The organism is Amycolatopsis bullii (assembly GCF_014654205.1).
Taxonomy (GTDB): domain Bacteria; phylum Actinomycetota; class Actinomycetes; order Mycobacteriales; family Pseudonocardiaceae; genus Amycolatopsis; species Amycolatopsis plumensis.
The window spans coordinates 21,810-45,637 of record NZ_BNAW01000061.1 but is presented as its reverse complement, the minus strand read 5'-3'; the positions used below and the strand labels follow the sequence as shown (position 1 = coordinate 45,637).

General features: G+C 72.7%; 27 protein-coding genes. 14 read left to right on the top strand and 13 right to left on the bottom strand.

All coding sequences use genetic code 11. From position 1 onward, the window contains the following. Nucleotides 1–82 precede the first annotated feature (82 nt). On the bottom strand, nt 83–1,153 hold the full coding sequence (gene dapE / locus IE317_RS39335) for a succinyl-diaminopimelate desuccinylase (RefSeq protein WP_191316457.1): 1,071 nt from the start codon (nt 1,151–1,153) through the stop codon (nt 83–85). Between the two features lie 44 nt (nt 1,154–1,197). Here dapE and IE317_RS39330 point away from each other — a divergent pair, with 44 nt between their 5' ends. Both IE317_RS39330 and dapD read left to right on the top strand, forming a co-directional pair. Next, the gene (locus IE317_RS39330; RefSeq protein ID WP_191316465.1) at nt 1,198–1,608 is read left to right on the top strand and encodes a hypothetical protein; all 411 of its coding nucleotides are present in this window, start codon (nt 1,198–1,200) and stop codon (nt 1,606–1,608) included. A 28-nt stretch (nt 1,609–1,636) separates the two neighbouring features. Beyond that, nucleotides 1,637–2,629: a 2,3,4,5-tetrahydropyridine-2,6-dicarboxylate N-succinyltransferase gene (gene dapD / locus IE317_RS39325; RefSeq protein WP_191316456.1), complete on the top strand. Its 993-nt coding sequence runs from the start codon at nt 1,637–1,639 to the stop codon at nt 2,627–2,629. A gap of 83 nt (nt 2,630–2,712) precedes the next feature. On the opposite strand, the gene IE317_RS39320 is transcribed toward dapD, so the two are convergent. Continuing rightward, nucleotides 2,713–4,119, bottom strand: a complete 1,407-nt coding sequence (locus tag IE317_RS39320; protein WP_191316455.1) for an FAD-dependent monooxygenase — start codon at nt 4,117–4,119, stop codon at nt 2,713–2,715. Nucleotides 4,120–4,200: 81 nt separating this feature from the next. Between IE317_RS39320 and IE317_RS39315 the strand changes: the two genes are divergently transcribed. Continuing rightward, on the top strand, nt 4,201–4,818 hold the full coding sequence (locus IE317_RS39315; protein WP_191316454.1) for a TetR/AcrR family transcriptional regulator: 618 nt from the start codon (nt 4,201–4,203) through the stop codon (nt 4,816–4,818). Here IE317_RS39315 and IE317_RS39310 read toward each other — a convergent pair. The 4 genes from IE317_RS39310 to IE317_RS39295 form a co-directional block, all read right to left on the bottom strand. After that, the gene (locus IE317_RS39310; protein WP_191316453.1) at nt 4,812–5,123 is read right to left on the bottom strand and encodes an antibiotic biosynthesis monooxygenase; all 312 of its coding nucleotides are present in this window, start codon (nt 5,121–5,123) and stop codon (nt 4,812–4,814) included. The genes IE317_RS39315 and IE317_RS39310 overlap by 7 nt on opposite strands. A 42-nt stretch (nt 5,124–5,165) precedes the next feature. Beyond that, nucleotides 5,166–6,260 (bottom strand): succinyldiaminopimelate transaminase, encoded by a 1,095-nt coding sequence (dapC, locus tag IE317_RS39305; protein ID WP_191316452.1) that lies wholly within the window; start codon nt 6,258–6,260, stop codon nt 5,166–5,168. Further along, a complete protein-coding gene (gene fdxA / locus IE317_RS39300; protein ID WP_003083029.1) occupies nt 6,257–6,577 on the bottom strand; it encodes a ferredoxin in 321 nt (106 codons plus the stop codon). The genes dapC and fdxA overlap by 4 nt, the downstream gene beginning before the upstream one ends. 109 nt (nt 6,578–6,686) lie before the next feature. Continuing rightward, a complete protein-coding gene (locus tag IE317_RS39295) occupies nt 6,687–6,869 on the bottom strand; it encodes a hypothetical protein (protein WP_191316451.1) in 183 nt (60 codons plus the stop codon). Between the two features lie 60 nt (nt 6,870–6,929). On the opposite strand from IE317_RS39295, the gene IE317_RS39290 reads away from it, so the two are divergent. From IE317_RS39290 to IE317_RS39260, 7 genes are read left to right on the top strand one after another with little or no spacing between them, the layout of a single operon-like run. Next, nucleotides 6,930–7,694, top strand: a complete 765-nt coding sequence (locus IE317_RS39290; protein ID WP_191316450.1) for a GNAT family N-acetyltransferase — start codon at nt 6,930–6,932, stop codon at nt 7,692–7,694. Beyond that, nucleotides 7,691–8,680 carry a 2-phospho-L-lactate transferase gene (gene cofD, locus IE317_RS39285; RefSeq protein WP_191316449.1) on the top strand — a complete coding sequence of 330 codons (990 nt, stop codon included), beginning with the start codon at nt 7,691–7,693 and terminating at the stop codon, nt 8,678–8,680. The genes IE317_RS39290 and cofD overlap by 4 nt, the downstream gene beginning before the upstream one ends. Beyond that, nucleotides 8,616–10,010, top strand: a complete 1,395-nt coding sequence (locus IE317_RS39280; protein ID WP_191316448.1) for a coenzyme F420-0:L-glutamate ligase — start codon at nt 8,616–8,618, stop codon at nt 10,008–10,010. The genes cofD and IE317_RS39280 overlap by 65 nt, the downstream gene beginning before the upstream one ends. Beyond that, nucleotides 10,007–10,552: an NUDIX hydrolase gene (locus tag IE317_RS39275; RefSeq protein WP_191316447.1), complete on the top strand. Its 546-nt coding sequence runs from the start codon at nt 10,007–10,009 to the stop codon at nt 10,550–10,552. Before IE317_RS39280 ends, IE317_RS39275 begins: the two co-directional genes overlap by 4 nt. 27 nt (nt 10,553–10,579) lie before the next feature. After that, the gene (locus tag IE317_RS39270) at nt 10,580–11,038 is read left to right on the top strand and encodes a hypothetical protein (RefSeq protein WP_191316446.1); all 459 of its coding nucleotides are present in this window, start codon (nt 10,580–10,582) and stop codon (nt 11,036–11,038) included. Next, nucleotides 11,035–11,400 (top strand): GntR family transcriptional regulator, encoded by a 366-nt coding sequence (locus IE317_RS39265; RefSeq protein WP_191316445.1) that lies wholly within the window; start codon nt 11,035–11,037, stop codon nt 11,398–11,400. Before IE317_RS39270 ends, IE317_RS39265 begins: the two co-directional genes overlap by 4 nt. Further along, nucleotides 11,400–11,741 (top strand): hypothetical protein, encoded by a 342-nt coding sequence (locus IE317_RS39260; protein WP_191316444.1) that lies wholly within the window; start codon nt 11,400–11,402, stop codon nt 11,739–11,741. Before IE317_RS39265 ends, IE317_RS39260 begins: the two co-directional genes overlap by 1 nt. 111 nt (nt 11,742–11,852) lie before the next feature. Here the strand turns inward: IE317_RS39260 and IE317_RS39255 are convergent, their stop codons facing one another. Further along, entirely contained in the window at nt 11,853–12,749 is an 897-nt protein-coding gene (locus IE317_RS39255; protein WP_191316443.1) for a DNA-3-methyladenine glycosylase family protein, read from the bottom strand. A 4-nt stretch (nt 12,750–12,753) separates the two neighbouring features. Then, the gene (locus IE317_RS39250; protein ID WP_191316442.1) at nt 12,754–13,842 is read right to left on the bottom strand and encodes a sugar phosphate nucleotidyltransferase; all 1,089 of its coding nucleotides are present in this window, start codon (nt 13,840–13,842) and stop codon (nt 12,754–12,756) included. 141 nt (nt 13,843–13,983) lie between these two features. On the opposite strand from IE317_RS39250, the gene IE317_RS39245 reads away from it, so the two are divergent. After that, on the top strand, nt 13,984–14,436 hold the full coding sequence (locus tag IE317_RS39245; protein WP_191316441.1) for a hypothetical protein: 453 nt from the start codon (nt 13,984–13,986) through the stop codon (nt 14,434–14,436). Here the strand turns inward: IE317_RS39245 and IE317_RS39240 are convergent. The 4 genes from IE317_RS39240 to IE317_RS39225 all read right to left on the bottom strand — a co-directional run bounded on the left by IE317_RS39240 (nt 14,433) and on the right by IE317_RS39225 (nt 18,413). Next, on the bottom strand, nt 14,433–15,290 hold the full coding sequence (locus tag IE317_RS39240; protein ID WP_191316440.1) for a glycosyltransferase family 2 protein: 858 nt from the start codon (nt 15,288–15,290) through the stop codon (nt 14,433–14,435). The genes IE317_RS39245 and IE317_RS39240 overlap by 4 nt on opposite strands. A 292-nt stretch (nt 15,291–15,582) precedes the next feature. Then, nucleotides 15,583–15,888 (bottom strand): hypothetical protein, encoded by a 306-nt coding sequence (locus tag IE317_RS39235; RefSeq protein WP_191316439.1) that lies wholly within the window; start codon nt 15,886–15,888, stop codon nt 15,583–15,585. A gap of 233 nt (nt 15,889–16,121) precedes the next feature. Further along, nucleotides 16,122–17,252: a glycosyltransferase family 4 protein gene (locus IE317_RS39230; RefSeq protein ID WP_191316464.1), complete on the bottom strand. Its 1,131-nt coding sequence runs from the start codon at nt 17,250–17,252 to the stop codon at nt 16,122–16,124. An 84-nt stretch (nt 17,253–17,336) separates the two neighbouring features. Then, on the bottom strand, nt 17,337–18,413 hold the full coding sequence (locus IE317_RS39225) for a glycosyltransferase family 4 protein (RefSeq protein ID WP_191316438.1): 1,077 nt from the start codon (nt 18,411–18,413) through the stop codon (nt 17,337–17,339). 9 nt (nt 18,414–18,422) lie between these two features. On the opposite strand from IE317_RS39225, the gene IE317_RS39220 reads away from it, so the two are divergent. From IE317_RS39220 to IE317_RS39210, 3 genes are read left to right on the top strand one after another with little or no spacing between them, the layout of a single operon-like run. Next, the gene (locus tag IE317_RS39220; RefSeq protein WP_191316437.1) at nt 18,423–19,358 is read left to right on the top strand and encodes a glycosyltransferase family 2 protein; all 936 of its coding nucleotides are present in this window, start codon (nt 18,423–18,425) and stop codon (nt 19,356–19,358) included. Between the two features lie 33 nt (nt 19,359–19,391). Continuing rightward, complete coding sequence (locus IE317_RS39215; protein WP_229903154.1) at nt 19,392–21,971, top strand: glycosyltransferase; 2,580 nt, start codon at nt 19,392–19,394, stop codon at nt 21,969–21,971. Next, nucleotides 21,964–23,049 (top strand): glycosyltransferase family 4 protein, encoded by a 1,086-nt coding sequence (locus IE317_RS39210; RefSeq protein ID WP_191316436.1) that lies wholly within the window; start codon nt 21,964–21,966, stop codon nt 23,047–23,049. The genes IE317_RS39215 and IE317_RS39210 overlap by 8 nt, the downstream gene beginning before the upstream one ends. Here IE317_RS39210 and wzt read toward each other — a convergent pair. Then, on the bottom strand, nt 23,035–23,781 hold the full coding sequence (wzt, locus tag IE317_RS39205; protein WP_191316435.1) for a galactan export ABC transporter ATP-binding subunit Wzt/RfbE: 747 nt from the start codon (nt 23,779–23,781) through the stop codon (nt 23,035–23,037). The genes IE317_RS39210 and wzt overlap by 15 nt on opposite strands. Nucleotides 23,782–23,828 lie beyond the last annotated feature (47 nt).

Sequence of the window (23,828 nt, the reverse complement as noted above, 5' to 3'; positions counted from 1 at the left end):
GCGGTTGCGCAGCGTCACCGCAGTTCAGGCCGCTGAGTGTGACCACGACCACAGCACCGCTGCGACGTTCGGTGCAGCGGGTTCAGGCCAGGAACGTGCGCAGCACCTCGGTGACCTGCCGGATCTCCGCCGTCCGGACGTTTTCCTGCTTCGTGTGCGCCAAAGTGGGGTTGCCCGGGCCGAAGTTCACCGCCGGCATGCCGCGCGCCGCGAAGCGCGCCACGTCCGTCCAGCCGAGCTTGGCCGCCGCGCGGCCGCCCGCCGCCGCCACCAGTTCCGCCGCCGCGGGGGCGGACAGGCCCGGCAGCGCGCCCGGCGACATGTCCACAACGGACAGTTCGAAACCGTCGAAAACCTCGCGCAGGTGACGTTCGGCCGCCGCCGCGTCGCGGTCCGGGGCGAAGCGGTGGTTCACCGTCAGCACCGCCGCGTCCGGGACCACGTTGCCCGCCACGCCGCCGCTGATCGACGTCGCCTGGAGGCCCTCCCGATAGGTCAGGCCGTCGATGTCGACGATCCGCGGCGTGTATTCCCCCAGCCGCCGCAGTGGCTCGGCCAGCGCGTGGATCGCGTTCTCGCCCATCCACGCCCGCGCGGTGTGCGCCCGCTTCCCCGCAAGCCGCAGCTCGACGCGCATGGTGCCCTGGCAGCCGGCCTCGATCACGCCGTTCGACGGCTCGCCGACGATCGCCAGGTCGCCCGCCAGCCACTCGGGCAGCTCGCGCTCGATCCGGCCCAGCCCGTTCTTGACCGCCTCGACCTCTTCGTTGTCGTAGAAGACGAAGGTGACGTCGTGCCGAGGTGACGGCAGCGTCGCCGCGAGGTGCAGGAAGACCGCGTCGCCGCCCTTCATGTCGACGGTGCCGAGACCGTGCAGGATCTCCTCGTCGCCGGTGCCTTCACGCCGCGAAGGCAGGTTGCCGTTTTCCGGCACGGTGTCCAGGTGCCCGGCGAGCACGACCCGCGACCCGCGGCCGAGGTCGGTCCGCGCGAGGACGGCGTCGCCGTTGCGGACGACCTCGAGGTGCGGGGCCTGGGTTTGCAGCGCTTCCTGCACCGCCGTCGCGATCTCGGCCTCGGCGCCGGACACGCTGAAGATGTCCACCAGCGCTGCGGTCAGGTCCACGGGGTCGGCGTGCAGGTCGATGCTCATGCCCCGCACGCTACCGTGGGGGTGTGCGCAGGTTCGGAGTCGCCGTGGGCGGCGCGTTGCTGGTCCTGGTCCTGTCGGGCTGCGGGAACGAGGCCGGGCCCACGCCTCCCCGCCAGGGCGGCGAGCCCGGTCCGGACGCGCTGCCGACCAAGCTCGACGCGCTGACCGTCGACCAGTGCTACGCCAGCCCGCGCACCCAGCTGCCGAAGGGCTGTGAGAAGTACGTCACCGAGGTCGGCAACGTGCCGGGCGCGGCCCGCAAGCGCGCGGACGACCGCGACCCGCAGCTGACCGCCGAGGCGACCAAGCTGGACCAGGCGGTCGGGGAGTTCCGGAGCGCGGGCTGCACGACCGTGCCGGCCGCGGGCGGGGCCTGCTCGCAGGCGCTGGTCGACATCGCCGCCGCCCTTTCGGGCCTGAAGAAGCAGGTAGACGCGCGGCCCACGAGTGGTTGATCGCCGTCACTCGGCTACCGTGTCGGGCGTGAGCGAGCAGAGCCCGAACCCCGAAACGACCGGCGCCAGCGGCGTCGGGCTGGCCACCGTCACGACCGACGGGACGGTCCTCGACACCTGGTACCCGCACCCCAAGCTGGTCGAGAACGACACCGTCGGCACCCCCGGCACGGAACGCCTCGGCGCCGAAGAGGCCACCGAGCTGCTCGGCGAGGCCGCCGCGGCACTGCTCGGCCCGGACACCGACCGCGGGGTCGAGGTGGTCGCCGTCCGCACCACGATCGGCAGGCTCGCCGACGCGCCCGCGGACACCCACGACATGTACCTGCGGCTGCACCTGCTCTCGCACCGGCTGGTCCGCCCGCACGGCCAGAACCTCGACGGCATGTTCGGCCTGCTGGCCAACGTCGTGTGGACCAACCACGGCCCGTGCCCGGTCGAGGGCTTCGAGACGACCCGGCTGCGGCTGCGCTCGCGCGGCGCGGTGACCGTCTACAGCGTCGACAAGTTCCCGCGGATGGTCGACTACGTCCTGCCGTCCGGTGTGCGGATCGGTGACGCCGACCGCGTCCGGCTCGGCGCGCACCTGGCGTCCGGCACGACCGTGATGCACGAGGGCTTCGTCAACTTCAACGCCGGCACGCTCGGCGCGTCGATGGTCGAGGGCCGGATCTCGGCGGGCGTGGTCGTCGGCGACGGCTCGGACGTCGGCGGCGGCGCCTCGATCATGGGCACGCTTTCCGGCGGCGGCAAGGAAACGATCTCCCTCGGTGAGCGCTGCCTGATCGGCGCGAACGGCGGCGTCGGCATCTCGCTCGGCGACGACACGGTCGTCGAGGCGGGCCTGTACGTGACGGCGGGCACGAAGGTCGTCGTCGAGGGCAAGGTCGTCAAGGCCCGCGAGCTCAACGGCATTTCGGGCGCGGTGTTCCGCCGCAACTCGGCCACCGGCGCGGTCGAGGTCGTGCCGCGCACCGGCGCCGGCGTCGAGCTGAACGCCGCCCTGCACGCCAACGACTGAGACCTCGCGCCGAACGTCTTGAATGACTCATTCCTGGCATCCGACGCCAGGAATGAGTCATTCACTGCGTTCCGGCCGCCCCGTCAGGAGATCGACCAGACGTAGCCGTCCGGCCGGATGAGCACCCGCCGGCCGTTCGTGGCCTCGTAGGCCGCGTACGCGTGGCCGCCCTCGTCGACCAGGTCCGTCCCGGTCGCCACGCTGCCCGCCGGCAGGATCCGGTAGCCGGAACCCGGGCCGTCCCCGAAGATCAGCTCCGTCGCGTGCGGGCCGCGGAACAGCTCGAACAGCCGCACCCGCTTCCCGTTCGCGTCCACCAGCGGCGCGTCCGGCGCCCGGTCGCCCGGCCGCAGCTCGCCGGTCCCCGCCGGGGACAGCGGGCCGCCCCGGTAGGTGATGTCCAGCTGCTGCGTGTCCTCACCGCGCCGGTGGGCGTCCTCGTCGCCGTCGACGTACTTCTGCAGCAGGCCCGCCGAAACCCCCAGCACCCGGGCCGCGACCGTACGCCGCTCGATCTCGTAGCTGTCCAGCAGCTCCGGTGACCCGTCGGCGAGCTTCCAGCCCAGGTTGTAGCCGTCCTGGACGCCGGTGTTCAGGCCCTGCCCGCCCGTCGGCGGGTGGACGTGCGCCGCGTCGCCGGCCAGGAACACCCGGCCGTCGCGGAAGCGGGCCGCCAGGCGGATGTTCGGCCGCCACACCGTCGACCAGGCCAGGCCGGACAGCTTGACCGTGCCGCCACTCAGCGCGTCGAGCCGGGCCTGGACCGCGGGCAACGCCGTCTCGACGTCGGTCTCGCCCTCACCCAGCGCCGCCCCGAACTGGAAGTGCGGGGTGCCCGGCAGCGGGCTGAACATCATGCCGCTCATCGGCTCGTCCGGCGTCGCGAACCAGTGGCCGTAGTTCCGGTCGAGCCCCTCGGCCACGACGTCGCCGAGCAGCATCCGGATCGACTCGTCGGTGGTGCCCTCGAACGCGATCCCCAGCGTCTTGCGCACGAAGCTCTTGCCGCCGTCGGCGCCGACCAGGTACTCCGCGCGGACCGTCTCCCCCGTGCTCAAGGCCGCCGTGACGCCGTCGGCGTCCTGCTCGAAGCCGGTCAGCGCGGTCGCGAGCTCGACGCGCACGCCGAACTCGGCCAGCCGGTCGCGCAGGATCCCCTCGGTCTGCGATTGGCCCAGGAACCAGCCGGTCGGGTACGGCCGCGACGGCGTCGGCTCGACCGGGTCGAACATCATTCGCTCGCCGACGACCTCGCCGCCGAGGTGGATCCGCATCGGCACCGGGGCCATGCCCGCGGCCAGCACCGCGTCGAGCACGCCCAGGTCCTCGAACACCTCCAGCGTGCGCGGCTGCATCCCGTCGCCGCGCGAGCCGACGAAGTACTCCGAAGCCTTGTCGATGATCCGCACGGCGACGTCCCGCCGCGCCAGCTCGATGGCCAGCGTCAGCCCGGTCGGTCCCGCTCCGGCGATCAGCACCCGAGTGTCCATGTCACCCTCCCAGTGAATTTAAGTTCAGTGAATCTAGATTCAGAATGACGCTGCTAGCGTTCCGTGTCAAGGGAGGTGGCGATGACGGCGACGAGCCGCAAGGAAAAGGCCGCGGAGACCGAGGCCGCGCTCAAGGCCGCGGCCAAGCGCGTCTTCGCCCGGAAGGGCTACCTGAACACGAAGATCACCGACATCACCGCCGAAGCGGGCCGGGCCGCGGGGTCGTTCTACAACCACTTCGCGGGCAAGGAAGAGCTGCTGGAAGCGCTCATGGCCGACATCGCGGCCTCAGGCGACGAGAGCGCCGACAGCGAAGACCACCTGGCCGACTTCAGCAACCCCGCCGCCGTGCGCTGGCACGTCAAGCAGTACTGGGACTTCTACCGGGACAACGCCGCGACCATGCTGGCCCTGCGCCAGGCGGCGATGGTCAGCGAGTCGTTCGCGCGCACGGTGGCGCAGTTCGGCGCGTCCCAGGCGGCCGACCTCGACGACCACCTCGCGTACATCACCCGCGCCGGAATGCGGCTGCCGGCGAAGCCCGACCTCTGCGGCATGGTGATCTACCAGCTCGTCGACTCGTTCGCGGCGACCTGGCTGCACGGCTCGGCCCCGGCCGGCACCCCGCCGACCGACGAGGAAGCGATCGAGATGCTGACGCGGTTCGTCTACCGGGGCCTCACCGGCCGCGACTACTGAGCGGGCTCCGGCCAGTGGTCGACGACTTCGACGTGCCTCATCCCGGCTGATGCGGCGATGTGCCGGAACCAGGCGGCGCACTCCGGCACCGTGCTGATCAGCCGGGCCGACTCCTCGGCATCGGCCCGGCTGCGCCACAGCACGATGTCGAGCCAGCCGCCGTCTTCTTCCCTGGTCAGGTAGGCGGCCAGGCAGCCGGGGAACCGCCGGCGCATCGCCTCGACCATGGCCGGGCGCTCCGCGAGCAGCTGCTCCACAGCGCTTTCGTCGACCGTGAAGCGGGCCAATTCGATCGTCATGGTCATGGTCGGCACCGTAGCCGAAAGCACCGACAGTTTCCGGACGGCTCAGCCGGCGGTCAGCCGTTCCACGGCGGCGTCGACGCGCTCGTCCGTCGCGGTCAGCGCGACGCGGACGTGCTTGCCGCCCTTCGGGCCGTAGAACGTCCCGGGCGCGACCAGGATCCCGCGCTCGGCCAGCCACCGGACCGTCGCGGCGGCGTCTTCGTCGCGGGTGGCCCAGAGGTAGAGCCCCGCTTCGGAGTGGTCGATGCGGAAGCCGTTGTCCAGCAACGCCTTCCGCAGGACGAGCCGGCGCCGGGCGTAGCGCTCGCGCTGGGTCGCCAGTGCCTCGTCGTCGGTCAGGGCGGCGACCATCGCCTCCTGGACCGGGCGCGGCACGATCATGCCCGCGTGCTTGCGGACTTCCAGGAGCTGCTTGATCAGGCGGGGGTCACCGGTCAGGAACCCGGCGCGGTAGCTGGCCAGGTTCGCCGACTTCGACAGCGAGTGCACCGCGATCAGCCCGTCGGTCCGGCCGTCGCAGACGTCCGGGTGCAGGATCGACAGCGGGTCGGACTCCCAGCCGAGCGCCAGGTAGCACTCGTCGGAGACCACGACGACGTCCCGCTCGCGCGCCCAGTCGACGACCTTGCGCAGGTGCTCGGCCGGCAGCACCTGGCCGGTCGGGTTGGACGGCGAGTTCAGCCAGATCATCGCCGGTTTCTGCGGCCCGAGCGCGACCGTGCTGTCGGCACGCAGGACCGACGCGCCCGCCAGCAGCACCCCGACCTCGTACGTCGGGTAGGCCAGCTCCGGGATGACGACGACGTCGCCGGGGCCGAAGCCGAGCAGCCGCGGCAGCCAGGCCACGGCCTCCTTGGACCCGATCGTCGGCAGGACGGCGTCCGGCTCGATGCCGTCGACGTCGTGCCGCCGCGCCAGCGCTGCCCGCGCGGCGTCCCGGAGGGCCGGGATGCCGTGGGTCGTCGGGTACCCGGGGATCGCCGAGACCGACGCGAGGGCCTCGCGGATGCCGTCCGGGACCGGGTCGACCGGCGTGCCGATGGAGAGGTCGACGACCCCGCCGGGATGCGCCTGCGCCGTGGCCTTGACCTCGGCGAGCGAATCCCAGGGGAAGTCGGGCAGCGCGATCCGGTTCATTCGCCCTGCGGGGGCAGCGCCTTGATGAAGGCCGGGTCGTGCGCGGTCTTGCCCACCTTGGACGCGCCGCCGGGTGAGCCCAGCTCGTCGAAGAAGTCGACGTTGGCCTTGGTGTAGTCCGACCAGTTGTCCGGGACGTCGTCCTCGTAGTAGATCGCCTCGACCGGGCAGACCGGCTCGCAGGCGCCGCAGTCGACGCACTCGTCGGGGTGGATGTACAGCATCCGCTCGCCCTCGTAGATGCAGTCCACGGGGCACTCGTCGATACACGCCTTGTCGAGCACGTCGACGCAGGGCTCGGCGATCACGTAGGTCACTGCGCACTCCTGCTTTTCTCTGCAAACAGCCAGTCCGTGCCGACATTACGCGGCGTCGGCACCCGTTCGGTTGGTGAGGCAAGCCTTAGCCATACCCGGGGTATGGCACTCACCTCTCCCGGCGGCGCGGGGGCGGGGTGGCCCGGGCGTCACCGGTGATGACGAAGCGGGGCTTGGGTGCCTCGCCTGTGTCACTTTCGGTCTTCTTCTCCCCCACGGCTCGGTTGAACCCTTCGGCGATCTCGTCGACGAGCTTCTCGTTGTGCCGCTCGTCCTTGCGCTGGATACCCACGGCTCACCTCCTGCGGAAATCCGCTCCCGTGACTTTCACCGTCTCCGTCACAATCTAGCGGTGAACGCCCGCGAGAAGCTCGAAATCACCTGTAGCAGAGCATGGCCGCCGCTGGTCGAGGATCCCTTGGGGGACTGGCGCCTGCGCTGGGCGGACGGTTTCACCGGGCGGGCCAACAGCGCACTCGCCGTCGGCGACCCCGGCCGTCCCCTCGGCGAGGCCCTGCGCGCGGTGTGTGATTTCGCCCACGACCGGGCGATCACCCCCATGGTGCAGGTGGTCCGGGACAGCCCGAACGAGCACGCGATCGCCGCCGCCGGGTGGGTGCCGGCCACCGGCCACGGTGCCGGCCACGAGGTCGTCGTCCTGACGAAGGGGCACTTTCACGTGAAAGTGCCCCCGAGTGGTCACTTTCACGTGAAAGTGACCGACGAGCCCGCCCCCGGCTGGTGGGAGCTCGCGCTGCGCCCGGGCGAGGACTCCCCGGCCGCGCGGCAGGTCCTGACCTCAGGGAAGGTCGGCTACGGCGTCGCGACGGCCGAGGGCGGTCTCGCCGGGGTCGTCCGCGGGGCCCTGGTCGACGGCTGGCTGCACGTCGGCCGCCTCGAGGTGGCCCCGGCCTTCCGCCGCCGCGGGCTGGCGTCGGCGCTGATGGGCGCGGTGCAGGCGTGGGGCGTGGAACACGGAGCGGACCACGCGGTGTTGCAGGTCGCGGAGGGGAATTCGGGCGCGCTCGCGCTCTACGCGGGGCTCGGCTACGCCCCGCACCACAGATACCGGTACTGGGTGCCCGCACCCGGCTCGTGCGAGGATTCGACGTCGTGAAGATCGTGGTAGTGGTCGGCGGAGTGGGCGGGGCCCGCTTCCTGCTGGGTGTCAAGGCGGCCCTGGGCATGTCCCCGGAGGGTGCGTCCGAGTCGGAGCACGAGGTGACGGCGCTGGTGAACACCGGCGACGACGTCTGGATGCACGGGCTGCGGATCTGCCCCGACCTGGACACCTGCATGTACACCCTCGGCGGCGGGATCGACAAAGAACGCGGCTGGGGGCACTCGGGCGAGACCTGGGTGGTCAAGGAGGAGCTGGCGGCCTACGGCGCCGAGCCGACCTGGTTCGGCCTCGGCGACAAGGACATCGCCACCCACCTGATCCGGTCGCGGATGCTGCGCGCGGGCTACCCGCTCTCGGCCGTCACCGAGGCCCTGTGCGACCGCTGGCAGCCCGGCGTCCGGCTGCTGCCGATGTCCGACGACCGGGTCGAGACGCACGTCGTCATCGACGACCCGGAGCAGGACGGCCAGCAGAAGGCCGTCCACTTCCAGGAGTGGTGGGTGCGCTACCGCGCCGAGCCGAAGGCGCACTCGATCGTCGCGGTCGGCAACGACGAGGCCAAGCCCGCGCCGGGGGTGCTGGAAGCGCTCAAGGACGCCGACGCCGTGCTGTTCGCGCCGTCGAACCCGGTCGTCTCGGTGGGCACCGTGCTGGGCGTGCCCGGGGTCCGGGACGCGCTCCGCAAGACGTCCGCGGGTGTCGTCGGGGTGTCGCCGATCATCGGCGGCAAGGCGCTGCGCGGGATGGCCGACGCGTGCCTGACCGCGATCGGCGTCGAGACGTCCGCGGAGGCGGTGGGCCGGCACTACGGCTCGCGCAAGGACGGCGGCGTGCTGGACGGCTGGCTGATCGCCGAAGGCGAGACCGCGGACGTGCCGGGTGTGACCGTCCGCGACGTGCCGCTGCTGATGTCCGATGTGGACGCGACCGCGGCGATGGCCCGCGCCGCCCTCGACCTGGCTGGAGCCCCTGTTGTCTGACCATGCCTCGCCCAAGCTGGAGATCCTGCCCGTCACCGGGCTGCCCGAGTTCCGCCCGGGCGACGACCTGACCGGCGCGATCGTCGAGGCCGCGCCCTGGCTGCGCTCCGGCGACGTCCTGGTCGTGACCAGCAAGATCGTCTCGAAGGCCGAGGGCAGGCTCGTGCGCGTGCCGTCGGACCCCGAAGCCCGCGACGCCGAACGCCGGAAGCTCGTCGAGCAGGAGGCCGTGCGGGTCGTCGCGCGGATCGCGCGCACCGTGATCACCCAGAACCACCTGGGGATCGTGCAGGCCGCGTCCGGCATCGACGCGTCCAATGTGGCCGGTGACGAGGTCGCGCTGCTGCCCGCGGACCCGGACGCTTCGGCGCTGGCGTTGCGCAACGGGCTACGGGAGCGGCTCGGCGTCGAGGTCGCTGTCGTCGTCACCGACACCATGGGCCGCGCCTGGCGGGTCGGGCAGACCGACGCCGCGATCGGCTCGTCCGGGCTGCGCGTGCTGCACGCCTACCGCGGGCAGGTCGACGGGCAGGGCAACGAGCTGGCCGTCACCGAGGTGGCCGTCGCCGACGAGCTCGCCGCGGCCGCCGACCTGGTCAAGGGCAAGCTGGGCGGGACGCCGGTCGCCGTCGTCCGCGGCCTCGACCTCTTCGACGACGGCTCGTCCGCGCGTGACTTGATCCGCCCGCTGGAGGAGGACCTCTTCCGGCTGGGCGTCAACGAAGCCGTCGCCCAGGGCCGGCGGGAAGCCGTCCCGGCCCGGCGGTCGGTGCGGCAGTTCGCGGACGAGCCGGTCTCCCCCACCTCCATCCGGCGGGCGGTGGGTTCCGCGCTGACCGCGCCCGCGCCGCACCACACGCACCCGGTGCGGTTCGTCTGGCTGCGGGATCCCGGGCTGCGGCAGAAGCTGCTGGACGCGATGCGCGAGTCGTGGCGGGCCGACCTCGAGTCCGACGAGTTCACGCAGGAGCAGATCGCGAAGCGGCTCAGCCGGGGCGACATCCTGTACCGGGCCCCGGAAGTCGTCATCCCGTTCCTGGTGCCGGACGGCGCGCACACCTACCGCGACGACCGCCGCAACGACTGCGAGAAGACGATGTTCACCGTGGCCGGTGGCGCCGCGGTCCAGGGCCTGCTGGTCGCGCTGGCGGCCGAGGGCCTCGGCTCGTGCTGGATCGGCTCGACGATCTTCGCCGCCGACGTCGTCCGCGAGGTCCTCGGCCTGGACGAACGCTGGCAGCCGCTGGGTTCGGTCGCCATCGGCGTGCCGCTCACCGAGCCGGCGCCGCGGGGACCGGCACTGGCCGGGGAAGGGCTGCTGGAGCTGTGAGCCTGCACGCGGACGCCGTCGCGACGCTTTCGTCGTGGCGGCCTGCCGTGGCGTCCCAGGAGTCGCTGCGCCAGGCGTTCCTCGGCTTCCTGGCCGCGCGTGACGATTCATGTCAGCGCTCCTGCGCGGCCGGGCACCTGACGGCGTCGGCGGTGGTGCTGGACCACACCGGCACGCGGGTGCTGCTGACGCTGCACCCGCGCGTCGGGCGGTGGCTGCAGCTGGGTGGCCACTGCGAGCCGTCGGACGTGTCACTGGCCGGCGCGGCGCTGCGGGAGGCCACCGAGGAGTCGGGGATGGCCGGGCTGCGGATCTCCGCCGAGCCGGTGCACCTGGACGTCCACCCGATCACCTGCTCGCTCGGGGTGCCGACCCGGCACTTCGACGTCCGGTTCTCGGTGCACGCCCCGCCGGGCGCCGCGCCGGTGCGCAGCGACGAGTCCGACGACCTGCGGTGGTGGCCGGCGGACGCGCTGCCCGCGGGGTCGGAGGATCTCGCCGATCTGGTGAAAGCCGCCGTTCCTGTCGGTGCCGGGCGATAACCTGGTCCGCGGACAGGGAGGGACCACATGGCTACACAGTTCCCGGAGCGGGTGCACTACCACTCCGGCGGTGGCGGCGACACCGGCGTGTTCGGGTACATCGTGCTCGGGCTGATCATCCTGGGCGTCATCGTGTTCGTCATCGCGGTGATCGTCCGGGTGTCGAAGATGCGGCGCGAAGAGGCGATGAAGAACGGCGGGCCGTTCCCGCCCAACCCGGGTTTCCCGCCGCAACAGGGGTTCGCGCAGCCGGGCTTCCCGGCGCCGGCGGGTCCGGCGCAGACGCAGGGTTTCGCCCACGCGGGTCCGCCGCCGGGATTCGCGCAGCCACCCGGGTTCGCGCCGGGGTACCCGCCGCCTTCGCCGCAGCAGGGTTTCCCGCAGCGGCCGGTATATCCGCCGGCGCCGCAGCAGTACGCGCCGCAGGGGCCGTCGTTCCCGCAGCAGCAGCTGCCGGGCCCGGGAGCGGGTCCGCAGAGCTGGTGATCGTCCCCTTCGACAGCAGTTCGCCGGTCCCGCCGTTCGAGCAGGTCCGGAGCGGGCTCGCGGCGCGGATCAACGACCGGAGCCTGGCCGTGGGCACGAAGCTGCCCACGGTCCGGCAGCTCGCGGCCGACCTCGGCATCGCCCCGAACACCGTGGCGCGCGCGTACCGCGAGCTGGAGGAAGCGGGCCTGATCGAAACACGCGGCCGGGCGGGCAGCTTCGTCGCGGCCGCGGGCGACCAGACCCGCCGCCGAGCCCAGCAGGCGGCGGCGGAGTACGCGAAGACGACCCGTAAGCTCGGCCTCGACGACGCCGAGGCGCTGTCGATCGTCCGCGCGGCACTCGACGAGGGGAACGGCTGATGGTGAGCGTCCTGATGCTGCTGATCATCCTGCTGGTGATCGCCGGTGTCGTCGGCGTGGTGCTGCTCGTCGTGAACGGGAACAAGCCGAAGCAGCCGCCGTACCCGCCGCAGTACCCGGGGTACCAGCAGCAGCCGGGATACCCGCCGCAGCAAGGCTTTCCGGGTCAGGGCTTTCCGGGGCAGCAGCCGCCGGGTTACCCGCCGCAGCAGGGATATCCCGGCCAACAGGGTTACCCGGGCCAGCAGCCATCGGGCTTTCCCGGCCGGCAACCGCCGGGTTTCCCAGGCCAGGAACCGCCCTACCCGCCCGCGCCGGGTGGTTATCCCCCGCAGCAGTAGTTCGCGGCCTTCAAGGACTTCCGCGGTCGCCGCCGCCCTGCGAGTCTTGAATGACTCATTCATGACGCCCCAAGCCGTGAATGACTCATTCATGACGTCCGGAAGGTGGCCCTACATCGCGCGGTAGTCGCGCAGCTCGATCCGCGGCCCGAACCGCGGCCGCGTGTGCCCGGCCGCCTCCAGGTACCGCACGGCCCGCTGCCGCTGCGGGGCGTACGGCTTCAGCACCTCGGCCATCCCCGCGTCGTCGAGCTTCGTGCCCAGCACCGCGTGGCCCACCATCGACGGGATGTTGTAGTCGCCGAAGCTCACCGCGTCCGGGTCGCCCCAGGCGCGCTGGGCGATCTCCGCCGCCGTCCACACCCCGATGCCCGGGACCTGGCGCAGCCAGTGCCGTCCCTCGAGCCCGCCCAGCTCCACCGCGCGCTCCAGATGACCGGCGATCCGGGCCGCGTTCACCAGGGCCGTCCGGCGCTTGATGTCGACGCCCGTCCGGTGCCAGTGCCAGTCCGGCAGCGCCAGCAGCATCGCCGGCCCCGGGGGCACGCGCAGCCGCTCGGGACCCGGGCCGGGGGCGCGCGTGCCGAACCGGCGGCACAGCTCGGCCCACGACCGGATCGCCTCCTTGCCCGCCACCTTCTGCTCCAGCACGGCGAGCACCAGCCAGTCCCACACGACCCCGGTCGCCCCGAGCCGCAGGCCGGGATTCGCGCGCCGGGCCCGCGCGACGACGTCGTGGTGCGCGACGAACCCCGAATCGTCGTCGTTCGCCCCCAGCAGAGCGGGCACGCCGGCGAGCAGCCGGTCCTTCGAGGAACCCCAGGCCGCGGCCTCGATCCGGCCGTCGGAATGCCGCCGCAACGCGAGTGTGCCGGGACCGTCCGGCGTATTCGAGGCGAGCCAGGTGATGCCGCGCTCGTCGGTGAGGATGTTGAGCGACCCGCGCCCACGCTTCAGCGGACGCAGGACCCGGTCCAGGTCGACTTCGAACGCGGGACGCCAGAACATCGGGCTACGCGTCGCTCGAAAAGCGGACGGACCCGTCGGGCAGCACGACGTCCGGCCAGACGCGCGCGCCGTCCAGGAGCTCGCAGCCGGCCCCGACGGACACGCCGTCGCCCAGCACCACGCCGCGCAGTACCGCGCCGGCGCCGACGCGGGCGCCGTGCCCGAGCACCGAACGCTCGACGATCGCGCCCTCGGAGACCGCCGCGCCGTCGAACAGCACCGAACCGTCGATCTTCGCGCCCGAGCCGACCACGGCGGCGACGCCGATCGTCGACCCACCGGACAGCTGGGCGTCCTCGGCCACCGACGCGCCGTCGAGCACCAGGAAGTCACCGGGACGGCCCGGCAGCGCCGACGTCGGCGCCAGGCCGCGCACGAGGTCGGCCGAGCCGCGCACGAACGCCTCGGGCGTCCCGACGTCCAGCCAGTACGACTCGTCGACGAAGCCCTGGATGTGCGCGCCCTGCTCCAGCAGCTGCGGGAACGTCTCGCGCTCGACCGACACCCGCCGCCCGGTCGGGATGGCCTCGATCACCGGACGGCGGAACACGTAGCACCCGGCGTTGATCTGGTCGGTCGGCGGGTTCGGCGTCTTCTCGAGGAACGCCTGGACGCGGCCGGTCTCGTCGGTCGGCACCGAGCCGAACCGGCTGGGGTCCGGCACGCGCTGCAGGTGCAGGGTGACGTCGGCCTCGGATTCGCGGTGGACGCGCAGCTGCTCGCCGAGGTCCGAGCCGGAGATGATGTCGCCGTTGAAGACGATCACGTGGTCGGCGCGCAGCTTGTCGTACACGTTGCGGATCGCGCCCGCGGTGTCGAGCGGCTCCTCCTCGACCACGTACTCCAGGTCCAGGCCGATCGACTGGCCGTCGCCGAAGTACTCCTCGAACACCTCCGCACGGTAGCTCGTGCCCAGCACGACGTGCCGGATGCCGGCCTCGCGGATGCGCGAGAACAGGTGGCTCAGGTACGGCGTCCCGGCCGTGGGGAGCATCGGCTTCGGCGCCGACAGCGTCAAGGGCCGGAGGCGCGTGCCCTTGCCCCCGACCAGCACGACGGCGTCGACGGCGTCGGTTCGGACCTCGGACGTCACGGAAATCTCCTCTTTTATCACGCACCGCTGAGCGACAAGCCGCGGGAAACCCTGACGGAGGTCGCCCGGAGGGCCTACCCTAGACAGGAAACAGGCGGGCCTTTCCCCAGAGGGCCCCGGGTCAGTCGGGAGGCCGAGGGGATGGACCCCCGCGATCGGGCGGACGCCCTGCTCGCACGAGCCCAGGCGCGCGGAGTGTTCGTCGTGACACCCGACAGCGCGACGTCACCGATGGACTCGGCGAACACCCAGCAGATCCCGCGCGCGCAGATCGACGGGCTCGACCGCAGCCGCGACCCGGACACGACCACGCAGCTCCCGGCGTCGCTGATCGAGGAGAACGACCACCCGCTGGCCGGCTCGGCGCCGACCCGGCGGATGGAGGCCCAGCGCGGCCGCCGCCCGCAGCCGACGACACCGCTGAGCACGCCGTCGCCGACGACGCCGATGCCGACCCCGCTGTCCCGGCGGCCCCAGGCCGAGCAGATCACGAGCCCGCTGAAGGAGCCGGATCCGGAGGACACCGGCCTGGTGCCGACGGTGACGCAGAACATCGGCAAGTCCGACCTTTCGCGCCGGCTCGACGGGATCTAGCGGGTTTCCAGCTTCAGCCGCAGCGCGAGGCCGAGCTTCACGGCGGCCAGCACCGGCTTCCAGGCGAGCCCCTGGTGACGGTCGGCGAGGTAGCGGTAGGCGCTGGCGTGGTGCGCGGCGAGCATCTTCTTCGACGCCTGCGACGTCGAGTGCCCGCCGAGGTGCATGACACCGACCGAGGGCACGTAGACGTTCAGCCAGCCCGCCTTGCCCAGCCGGTCGCCGAGGTCGACGTCCTCGAAGTACATGAAGTACCGCGAGTCGAAGCCCCCGACCGACTCGAACGCCTCCCGGCGCAGCAGCAGGCACGAGCCGGACAGCCAGCCCGCGACGCGCTCGACGGGCGTGCCGGTCTCCTGCCGGTACTGCCGCGTCCACGGGTTCCCGGGCCAGACCTTGCCGAAGGCGGCGTGCCCGATGCCGCGGCCGAACGAGGGCAGCTGCCGCGCGGAGGGGTAGACGGTCCCGTCGAGCTCGTGGATCAGCGGCCCGAAGGCGCCGCCGCGCGGCCACCGCTTGGCCGCCTCGAGCAGCCCGTCGAGCGAGCCGGGCTCCCATTCGAGGTCGGGGTTGGCGATGACGATCCAGCCGTAGGAGTCGTCCAGTTCGGCGACGCCGCGGTTGCACCCGGTCCCGTACCCGACGTTCTCGCCGATGCTGAGCAGGTGCACGTTCGCGCGTTTCGCGGCCTTTTCGGGAGCACCGTCGGTGGAGACGGTGTCGGCCACGACCACCTGGACCGGCCGCTCGGTGGCCTTCTCGAGGGTGTCGAGAAAGCGCTCGAGGGTGTCGCCGGAGAAGTACGTCACGGTCACGACGCCGAGTTCGTCGCCGTAGCGGGATGCCTCAGTCACCCGGCCATTGTCCACTCGTCACCCAGCGCAACCCCGCCACCCCGAAGCCGGTACACAGAGGGTCGGCCTGCGTACCCCAACGGTCGGCCTGCGTACCCGGAGGGTCGGATCGTGAACCGACCCGGGTTACACAAGGTGCAAGCCCGGTCGCAGACTGTGCATTCCCGGGCGGGATGATGACGCGATGACGGTGCACGCCTTCGTCGACGAATCAGCCCGCGGCGGCAGTTTCCTGCTGTGCGCCACGATCGTGGAACCTGCCCACTTGACCACCACGCGGCGCACCTTGACGTCACTGTTGCTCCGAGGAGCCCGCGAGCTGCACTTCAAGAAGGAAAAGGAACCTCGTCGCCGGATGCTCATCGACCGGATGGCCGCAATGCCGGTCACCACGCGTCTCTACCGCGGAGCTTGCACACCCAAGGCCGAGGAGGCCGCCCGCCAACGTTGTCTCGCGCTGTTGGCGGAACACCTGCTCGAGCTGCAGGCTCACCGGCTGGTCCTCGACTCGCGCCACCACCGCGACGGACACGATCGCCAGACCCTGCAGCGAGCGCTGGGCTTCCGGCCGTCGAAAACCGAACTCACCTACGAGCACGTCGACTCGACAGCGGAACCGCTGCTGTGGGTTTCGGACGCGGTGGCCTGGTGTTCGGTGCGGGCGGCGACTGGCGGCGACGTGCCGACCCGCTGGTCACGGGGTGCTTCGAGCTCTGAGGACAGCGAAAAGCCCGTGAGACGACCGTCCGGACGCGTCACGGGCTTTCATACTCGGCCCCACCGGGGCCTCGCACAACCAGCTTACCACCGCCTCATCGCGGCCCGTCCCCGTCAGCGGGTGCGGAGGTGGCGGGACCAGGCCTTGGCGTACGCCTCCCGGTGCCGCTCAGCCGTCGTCGCCCAGGAGAACTCCTTCGCGCGCTGCTGTGCCGCCGTGGCCAGCTCGGCCCGGCGTCCCGGGTCGGCCAGGAGTTCGCCCAAAGCCGCCGCGACGTCGCCCGCGCCCACGCCGCAGTACGCCACCGCGTCGCCGCCGACCTCCGGGAGTGACAGGCGGCGGGTGGTCAGCACGCACGCGCCGCACGCCATCGCCTCCAGGACCGGGAGCCCGAACCCCTCGCCCAGCGACGGGTACGCCACCAGCTCCGCCCCGCCCAGGAACCCCGCCAGCGTGCCGAACGGCAGGTAGCCCGCCCGGATCACGCGCAGGCGGTGCGGGACGGCGTCCAGCGCCCGCTCCACCTGGGTGTCCCAGCCCGGCTGGCCCGCCAGCACCAACGCCGGCGCGTCCGGGCGCCCGGCCACCGCCCGCGCGAACCCGCGGATCAGCGCGGGCACGTTCTTCCTCGGCTCCAGCGCCCCGAGGAACGCCACGTACGGCGTCCGCCCCAGGCCGACGGCCGCGCGCGCCGCCGCGACCTCTTCGGGGGACGGCGGGTGGAAGCGCTCGCTGTCGACGCCGTGGTGAATCACTTCCAGGGAAGCGTGCCGCACCGGGCCGACGCGGGCCAGCTCGATGGCCGTTGCCGCCGAAGGGACGACACACAGCGTCGCGCGGCGAAGCGCCGTCGCCGTCCAAGCGCGGAAGAAGCGGGCCTTCACCGACGAGTGCAGGACGGCGTCGGTGAAGAAGGTCGCGTCGTGCAGCGTGACCACCGAAGCGGCCGACGTCGCGAGCGGCATCGTGTAGTGCGGCGAGTGGACGACGTCGGCGCCGAGGCGGCGCGCCAGCCGCGGCAGGGTCGCTTGTTCCCAGGTCAGGCGGGCCGTGCGGGTGGTCGTGGCCGGCGAAGCGGGCACGACGCGGGAACGCGGCGCCAGCTCGTCGTAAAGCTGCAGGTCGCGGGGCTGGCAGACGACGGTGAGCCGCGTCCCGTCCGTGTCGAGGGCGGCGACGAGCGAATCCACGTACCGGCCGACGCCGCCGCGGTCCGCGGGAACCGCGGTCGCGTCGACCAGCACCCGGGGGTCTTCGCTCACCCCTGCAGGGTACGGCGGCACCCCCGCGCCATGGTGAGGAACTGGCAAACCGGGCAGGTGAGCGCCTCAGTCGCGCGCGCGGCGGTGGATCGCCCACACGGCTTCCGCCGCGCGACGCCAGGTGAAGGTCCGCGCCCGGTCCCGCCCCGCCCGGGTCAGCTCGGCCGCCCGCGCGGGTGAGCCGAGCACTTCCCGCAGCGCGGCCGCCAGCGCCGTCGCGTCCCCGCGGGGCACCATCAGCCCGGCCCCGCCCGCGACCTCGGCCAGCGCCGGGACGTCGGTGTGCACCACCGGGACCCCGGCCGCCATCGCCTCCAGCAGGCCCAGCCCGAACCCCTCGGCGAGGCTCGGCACCGCCAGCACGCTCGCGTGCCGCAACGCGCTCGCCAGTTCGGCGTCCGACACCTTCCCGAGCACGCGCAGCCGCTCGGCGGGCAGGCCGCGTTCCCGGGCCAGCGCCACCGGGTCGACGCCGCCCCAGCCGGGCTGGCCGGCCAGCACGAGCACCGTGCCCTCCAGCGCCGCGACCGCGTCGACCAGCACGTCGATGCCCTTGCGCGGCTCGATCGTGCCGACGGCCAGCACGTACTGCGCCGGCAGGTCCAGCTCGGCCGAGCCGGACGGCACCCGCACGCCGTGCGGCACGACGCGCACCGGGACGTCGACGTCGATGAGCACCGCGAGCTCGTCGGCGACCGCCCGGGTCGGCACGACCAGCCCGGACGCCCGCCGCGCGGCCCGCGCGATCATCGACCGGTGCCAGCTGACCCCGCGTGCGGTCAGGGTCTCCGGGTGGGTCCACGGCACGGTGTCGTGCACGGTCACGCTCAGCGACTTCCCGGCCGGGGCGCGGGGCGGCGCGAACGGCGTCGGCGCGTGCACCGCGTCGCCGCCCGGCCACCAGCGCAGGCCCAGTTGCCACGCGGCGACCAGCGCCCGCGGCGGGATCCGCAGCACGCGCGGGCCCTCGACGCCGTCCAGCCGGGCCGCGTCGACGTCGGCGTGCCGCGCGACCACGCTGGACACCGTCCAGCCCGGTGGCGCGGTCTTCGCGAGCGCGGGGATCAGCTCGGCCGTGTAGCGCCCGGTGCCACCGGGCACGGGCGCGAGGAGCTGCTCGGCGAGCACGACCAGTTCGGGCACGCGGCTATTGTGCGGGACGTGACCGCGAATCCCGCCACCACGGTGGTAGTCGTGACCTGGCGAGGTGCCGGGCACATCACGGCCTGCCTCGACGCACTGGCCGCGCAGACGCGTCCACATCGGACGCTCGTGGTCGACAACGCCTCCGCCGACGGCACCGCCGCCCTGCTCGCGGCCCACTCTTCGCGTCCGCAAGCGATCCGGCTGCCGCGCAACACCGGCTACGCGGGCGCGCTCGCCGCCGCCCTCGAAAAGGTCCAGACCCCGCTCATGGCGTGGCTGAACGACGACGCCGAACCCGCGCCGGACTGGCTCGCCACGCTGGAGGACACCCTCGAGAAGGCGCCGCTGGCCGCGGCGGCGACGTCCCTGCTCGTGCGCCCCGACGGCACCACGCAGTCCGCCGGGGTCCGGCTGACCGCCGACGGCCACGGCGCCGACGTCACCGAGCCCGCCGGCGAGGTCTTCGGCTTCTGCGGCGGCGCGGCCCTGCTGCGCACCGACGCCCTGAAAGACGTGCACGGCGTCCCGGCGGGATTCTTCTGTTATTACGAGGACACCGACACGGCGTGGCGGCTGCGGCTGGCCGGGTGGGACGTCGTCGCGGCGCCGGACGCCCGCGTCCGGCACGCCCACGGCGTCAGCAGCGAGCTCGGCTCGCCGCAGTTCCACCGCTGGAACGAGCGCAACCGGCTGCTCATGCTGCTGCGCTGCGCACCCCGCGGGGTCGCGGTGAACCAGCTGCTCCGGTTCGCCGTGTTGACAGCAGTGCTGCCGCTGCGGCCGGGGCGGCCGGCGGCGGCGAACTTCCGGTTCGGCCTGCGCTGCCGAGTGCTGGCCGAGGTGGCCGTGCGGCTACCAGCGACGTTGCGGACCCGGCGCAAGATCACCCGCCGCGCGGCGCTCGGCCGAGGCGCGGTCTGGGAGGCATGGGCAGGCCTTTAAGCTTGCGCCAGGATCGACGACGAGGAGCTGGCTTTGGCGCAGGGGGATCCGCAACCGCTCGTCTCGGTGATCGTGGTGAACTACCACGGCGCCGACGACACGATCACCTGCCTGCGCGCGCTCGCCGAGCACGACTACCCCGAGCTCGAGCTGATCTGCGTCGACAACTCGGCCGACGGCGCCGAAGCCGCCCGCATCCGCGACGCCGTTCCCCAGGCCCAGCTCGTCGAGGCCGGCCGCAACACCGGCTTCGCGGGCGGCTGCAACCTCGGGGCGAAGCACGCGAAGGGCACCGTCCTCGCCTTCCTCAACAACGACGCCCGCCCGGCGCCCGGCTGGGTCTCCGCCGCCGTCGCCGAGCTGCGCGCGCAGCCGGGTGTCGCCGCCGTGGCCAGCAAGGTCCTCGACTGGGACGGCACCGGCACCGACTTCGTCGACGGCGGCCTGACCTGGTTCGGCATGGGCTACAAGCGCCACGCCGGCACGCCCCTGGCCGACGTCCCGGCGGCCGAGCACGAGGTCGCCAAGGACGTCCTGTTCGGCACCGGCTCGGCGCTGTTCGTCCGGGCAAGCGTGTTCGCCGAGCTCGGCGGCTTCGACGAGCGGTTCTTCATGTTCTACGAGGACGTCGACCTCGGCTGGCGGCTCAACCTGCGCGGCTGGCGCGTCCGGTACGTGCCGGAGTCGCTCACCTACCACCGCCACCACGCCACGATGGCGTCGGTCGACACGCCCGAAACCGGCCGCGAGACGTTCCTGCTGGAGCGCAACGCCCTGGCCGCGCTCTACAAGAACCTCTCCGACGAGACGCTGGCCCGCGCGCTGCCCGCGGCGCTCGCCCTGGCCGTGCGCCGGGCCACCGCCCGCGGCGAGCTCGACGCCACGCAGCTGGACCTCGAACACGGCGGAGCTCCTTCAGGCCCGATCGAGTCCGGCGACGTCACCATCCCCCGCACCACGCTGGCGGGGCTGCTGGCCATCGACCAGTTCGTCGAGCAGCTGCCCTCGCTCGCCGAGTCCCGGGCGGCCGAGCAGGCCGCCCGCGTCCGCACCGACGCCGACTTACTTCCCTTGTTGCGCAAGGCCCTCGAACCCGCCTACCCGCTGCCGCGCTACCTGGCCGCGCACGACATCCTCGTCGAGGCGTTCGGCATCGAGAAGGCGTTCGGGCAGCGCCGGAAGATCCTGGTGCTCACCGGCGACGCGCTCACCGAGCGGATGGCGGGCCCGGCGATCCGCGCCTGGAACATCGCCCTCGCGCTCGCCGCCGAGCACGACGTCCACCTCATCACCACCAACCCCCTCGCGACGCCGCCACCGGCGCCGTTCCGGGTCAGCGCGGGCAAGCACCGCGAGCTCGACGCGCCGATCGCCTGGGCCGACGTCGTCGTCCTGCAGGGGCACGTGCTGGAGCTGGCGCCGTCGCTCAAGAAGCAGCACAGCGGCAAGATCGTCGTCGCCGACCTGTACGACCCGATGCACCTGGAGCTGCTGGAGCAGGGCAAGGGCATCCCCGACGACCAGCGCGCGGCCGACCTCGCCGGCGTCACCCGCGTTCTCGACGCCCAGCTCGAGCGCGGCGACTTCTTCCTCTGCGCGTCGGAGCGGCAGCGGCACTTCTGGCTGGGTCACCTCGCCGCGCTGGGCCGGCTTTCGCCGCGGCTCTACGACGCCGACCCGACCACGCAGTCGCTGCTCGCGGTCGTCCCCTTCGGCCTGTCACCGGAGCCGCCGGTGCGCACCGGGCCGGGCCTGCGCTCGGCGCTGGGCATCGGCGGCACCGACCACGTCGTGCTGTGGGCGGGCGGGGTCTACAGCTGGTTCGACCCGCTGACCCTGGTCCGCGCGATCGACAAGCTGCGGCGCCGCCGCGGCGACGTCCGGCTCGTGTTCCTCGGCATGAAGCACCCGAACCCCGAAGTCGCCGAGATGGACATCGGCACGCGGACGATCCGGCTGGCCGATTCGCTGGGGCTGACCGGCAAGCACGTCTACTTCAACGAGCAGTGGGTGCCCTACCACGAGCGCCAGAACTGGCTGCTCGACGCGAACTGCGGCGTCACCACGCACTACGAGCACGTCGAGACGACGTTCGCGTTCCGCACCCGCGTGCTGGACTACCTGTGGGCGGGGCTGCCGATCGTCACCACCGACGGCGACAGTTTCGCCGACCTGATCCGGGCGGAACGGCTGGGCGTCGTCGTCCCGGCCGAGGACGACGAGGCGCTGGCCGACGCGCTGGAAAAGGCGTTGTACGACGAGGAGTTCGCGGCGGGCTGCGTCGAACGGCTCGCCGTCGTCGCGCAGCGGTTCGCGTGGCCCGAGGCGCTGAAGCCGCTGGTGGAGTTCTGCCGCGACCCGCGCCCGGCGGCCGACCGGCTGCCCGGTTCGGCGGACCTGGTGACGACGCCGCCGGTGCGCGGCCGCGCGATGCTGCGGCGAGATCTGGACCTGATCCGCGAGTACCTCGACGCCGGCGGCCCCGCGGAGCTGGCCCGCCGCGTGGGTGGTCGCGCTTTGAAGGTCGCGCGCCAACGCTTGTCGGGGGGTCCAGGGGGGCTTGTCCCCCGGCTGGGGTCCGGGGCTCGGCCCCGGAGGTCACCGCGTGGCTAGGTCACTGCGTGTCCTCCTCGACGGCACCCCGCTGCTCGGCGCGCGCACCGGGATCGGCCGGTACACGGCCGCGCTGAGCGAAGAACTCGTGTCGATCCCGGAGGTCGACACGCGCGCGGTGGCGTTCACCCTGCGCGGCTGGCGGCGGCTGCGCCACGTGCTCCCGTACGGCGCCCGCGCCCGCGGGATGCCGGTGGCGGCGCGGCTGCTGCGGGCGGCGTGGCTGCGGTCGGACTTCCCGCCGGTGGAGCTGTTCGCCGGCCCGACGGACGTGGTGCACGGCACGAACTTCGTGCTGCCGGGCCGCTTCCGCGCGGCCGGCGTGGTGACGATCCACGATCTGGCCTTTCTGGACAATCCCGCGGAGCTCGCCCCGAGCGACCGCGGCTTGCCGGACCTGGTCCGCCGCGGCGCCCGCCGGGCCAACGTCATCTGCACCCCGACGGCCGCGGTGGCGGACGCGGTGGCGGAGCGTCTCGACGTCTCGCGCGACAAGATCGTGGTGACGCCGCTGGGCGTGAACCCGGCGTGGTTCACCGCGCGTCCCCCGGACGACGAGCGCCGGGCGCGGCTGGGGCTGCCTTCGCGGTATCTGCTGTTCGCCGGGGCCGCCGGGCCGCGGAAGGGCCTGGACTGGCTGACCCGGGCCCACGAGGCCGCACCGGACCTGCCGGACCTGGTGTTCGCGGGCCCGGGCCCGTTCCCGCGGGGTGCCCGCCGGTTCCAGACGGGTTACCTGTCCGATGTGGACCTGCGGACGGTGGTGGCGGGCGCGTCGGCCCTGGTGCTGCCCTCGCGCGACGAGGGGTTCGGGCTGCCGGTACTGGAGGCGATGGCCTCGGACGTCCCGGTGGTCTGCACGGACATCCCGGCGCTGCGCGAGGTGGCGGGCGAGTGCGCCAGCCTGGTCCCGTACGGCGACGTGGACGGCTTGGCGGAGGCCCTGCGGATGGCGGTGACGGACCCGCACGCGGTGGCCACGTCGGCATCGAGGCGCGCGCACGCGGCGAACTTCACGTGGCGCACGTGCGCGGAGCTGACGGTGGGCGCGTACCGGCTCGCCTCAGGACGTCACTGAGGCCTTGTAGGCGGCAAGGACGTCCTCGAGCGGGCCGGCCCGGCGGATCCGGCCCTCGTCCATCCACAGCGCGTCGGTGCACAGCTCCCTGAGCAGTTCGTCGGAATGCGAAGCGAAGACGAGGATCCCGGACCGGCGCGCGAGGTCGACCAGCCGTTCGCGGGCCTTGGCGAGGAAGGCCGCGTCGATGGCGCCGAGGCCTTCGTCGAGGAGGAGGATCTCCGGATCGATCGTGGTGACGACACCGAGTGCGAGCCGGACGCGCATGCCCGCGGAGAAGGTGCGCAGGGGCAGGTGGAGGTAGTCGCCGAGCTCGGTGAACTCGGCGATGTCGTCGACGCGCTTCTCCATCTCCGCGCGGTTCATGCCGAGGAACAGGCCGCGGATCAGGATGTTCTCGCGGCCCGTCACCTCCGGGTCCAGCCCGACGCCGAGGTCGAACACCGGCGCGATCCGCCCGGCGACCCGGCTGCGGCCCCGCGTCGGCTCGTGGATGCCGGACAGCAGCCGCAGGAGCGTGGACTTGCCGGCACCGTTGTGCCCGACCAGCCCGACGCGGTCCCCGTCGCCCATGGACAGCGTGATGTCCTGCAGGGCTTCGATGACCGGCGTTCCGCCGCCGGTGCCGATCTTCCCGCCGACCTTGCCGAGCACCCGCTTCTTCAGCGATCGGGTCTTGGCGTCGAAGATCGGGAAGTCGACGTAGGCGTTCTGCACGTCGATGCCCACCATGCTGTCACCCCTCCACGGCTCGGATGTGAACGCAAGTTATCATTCAC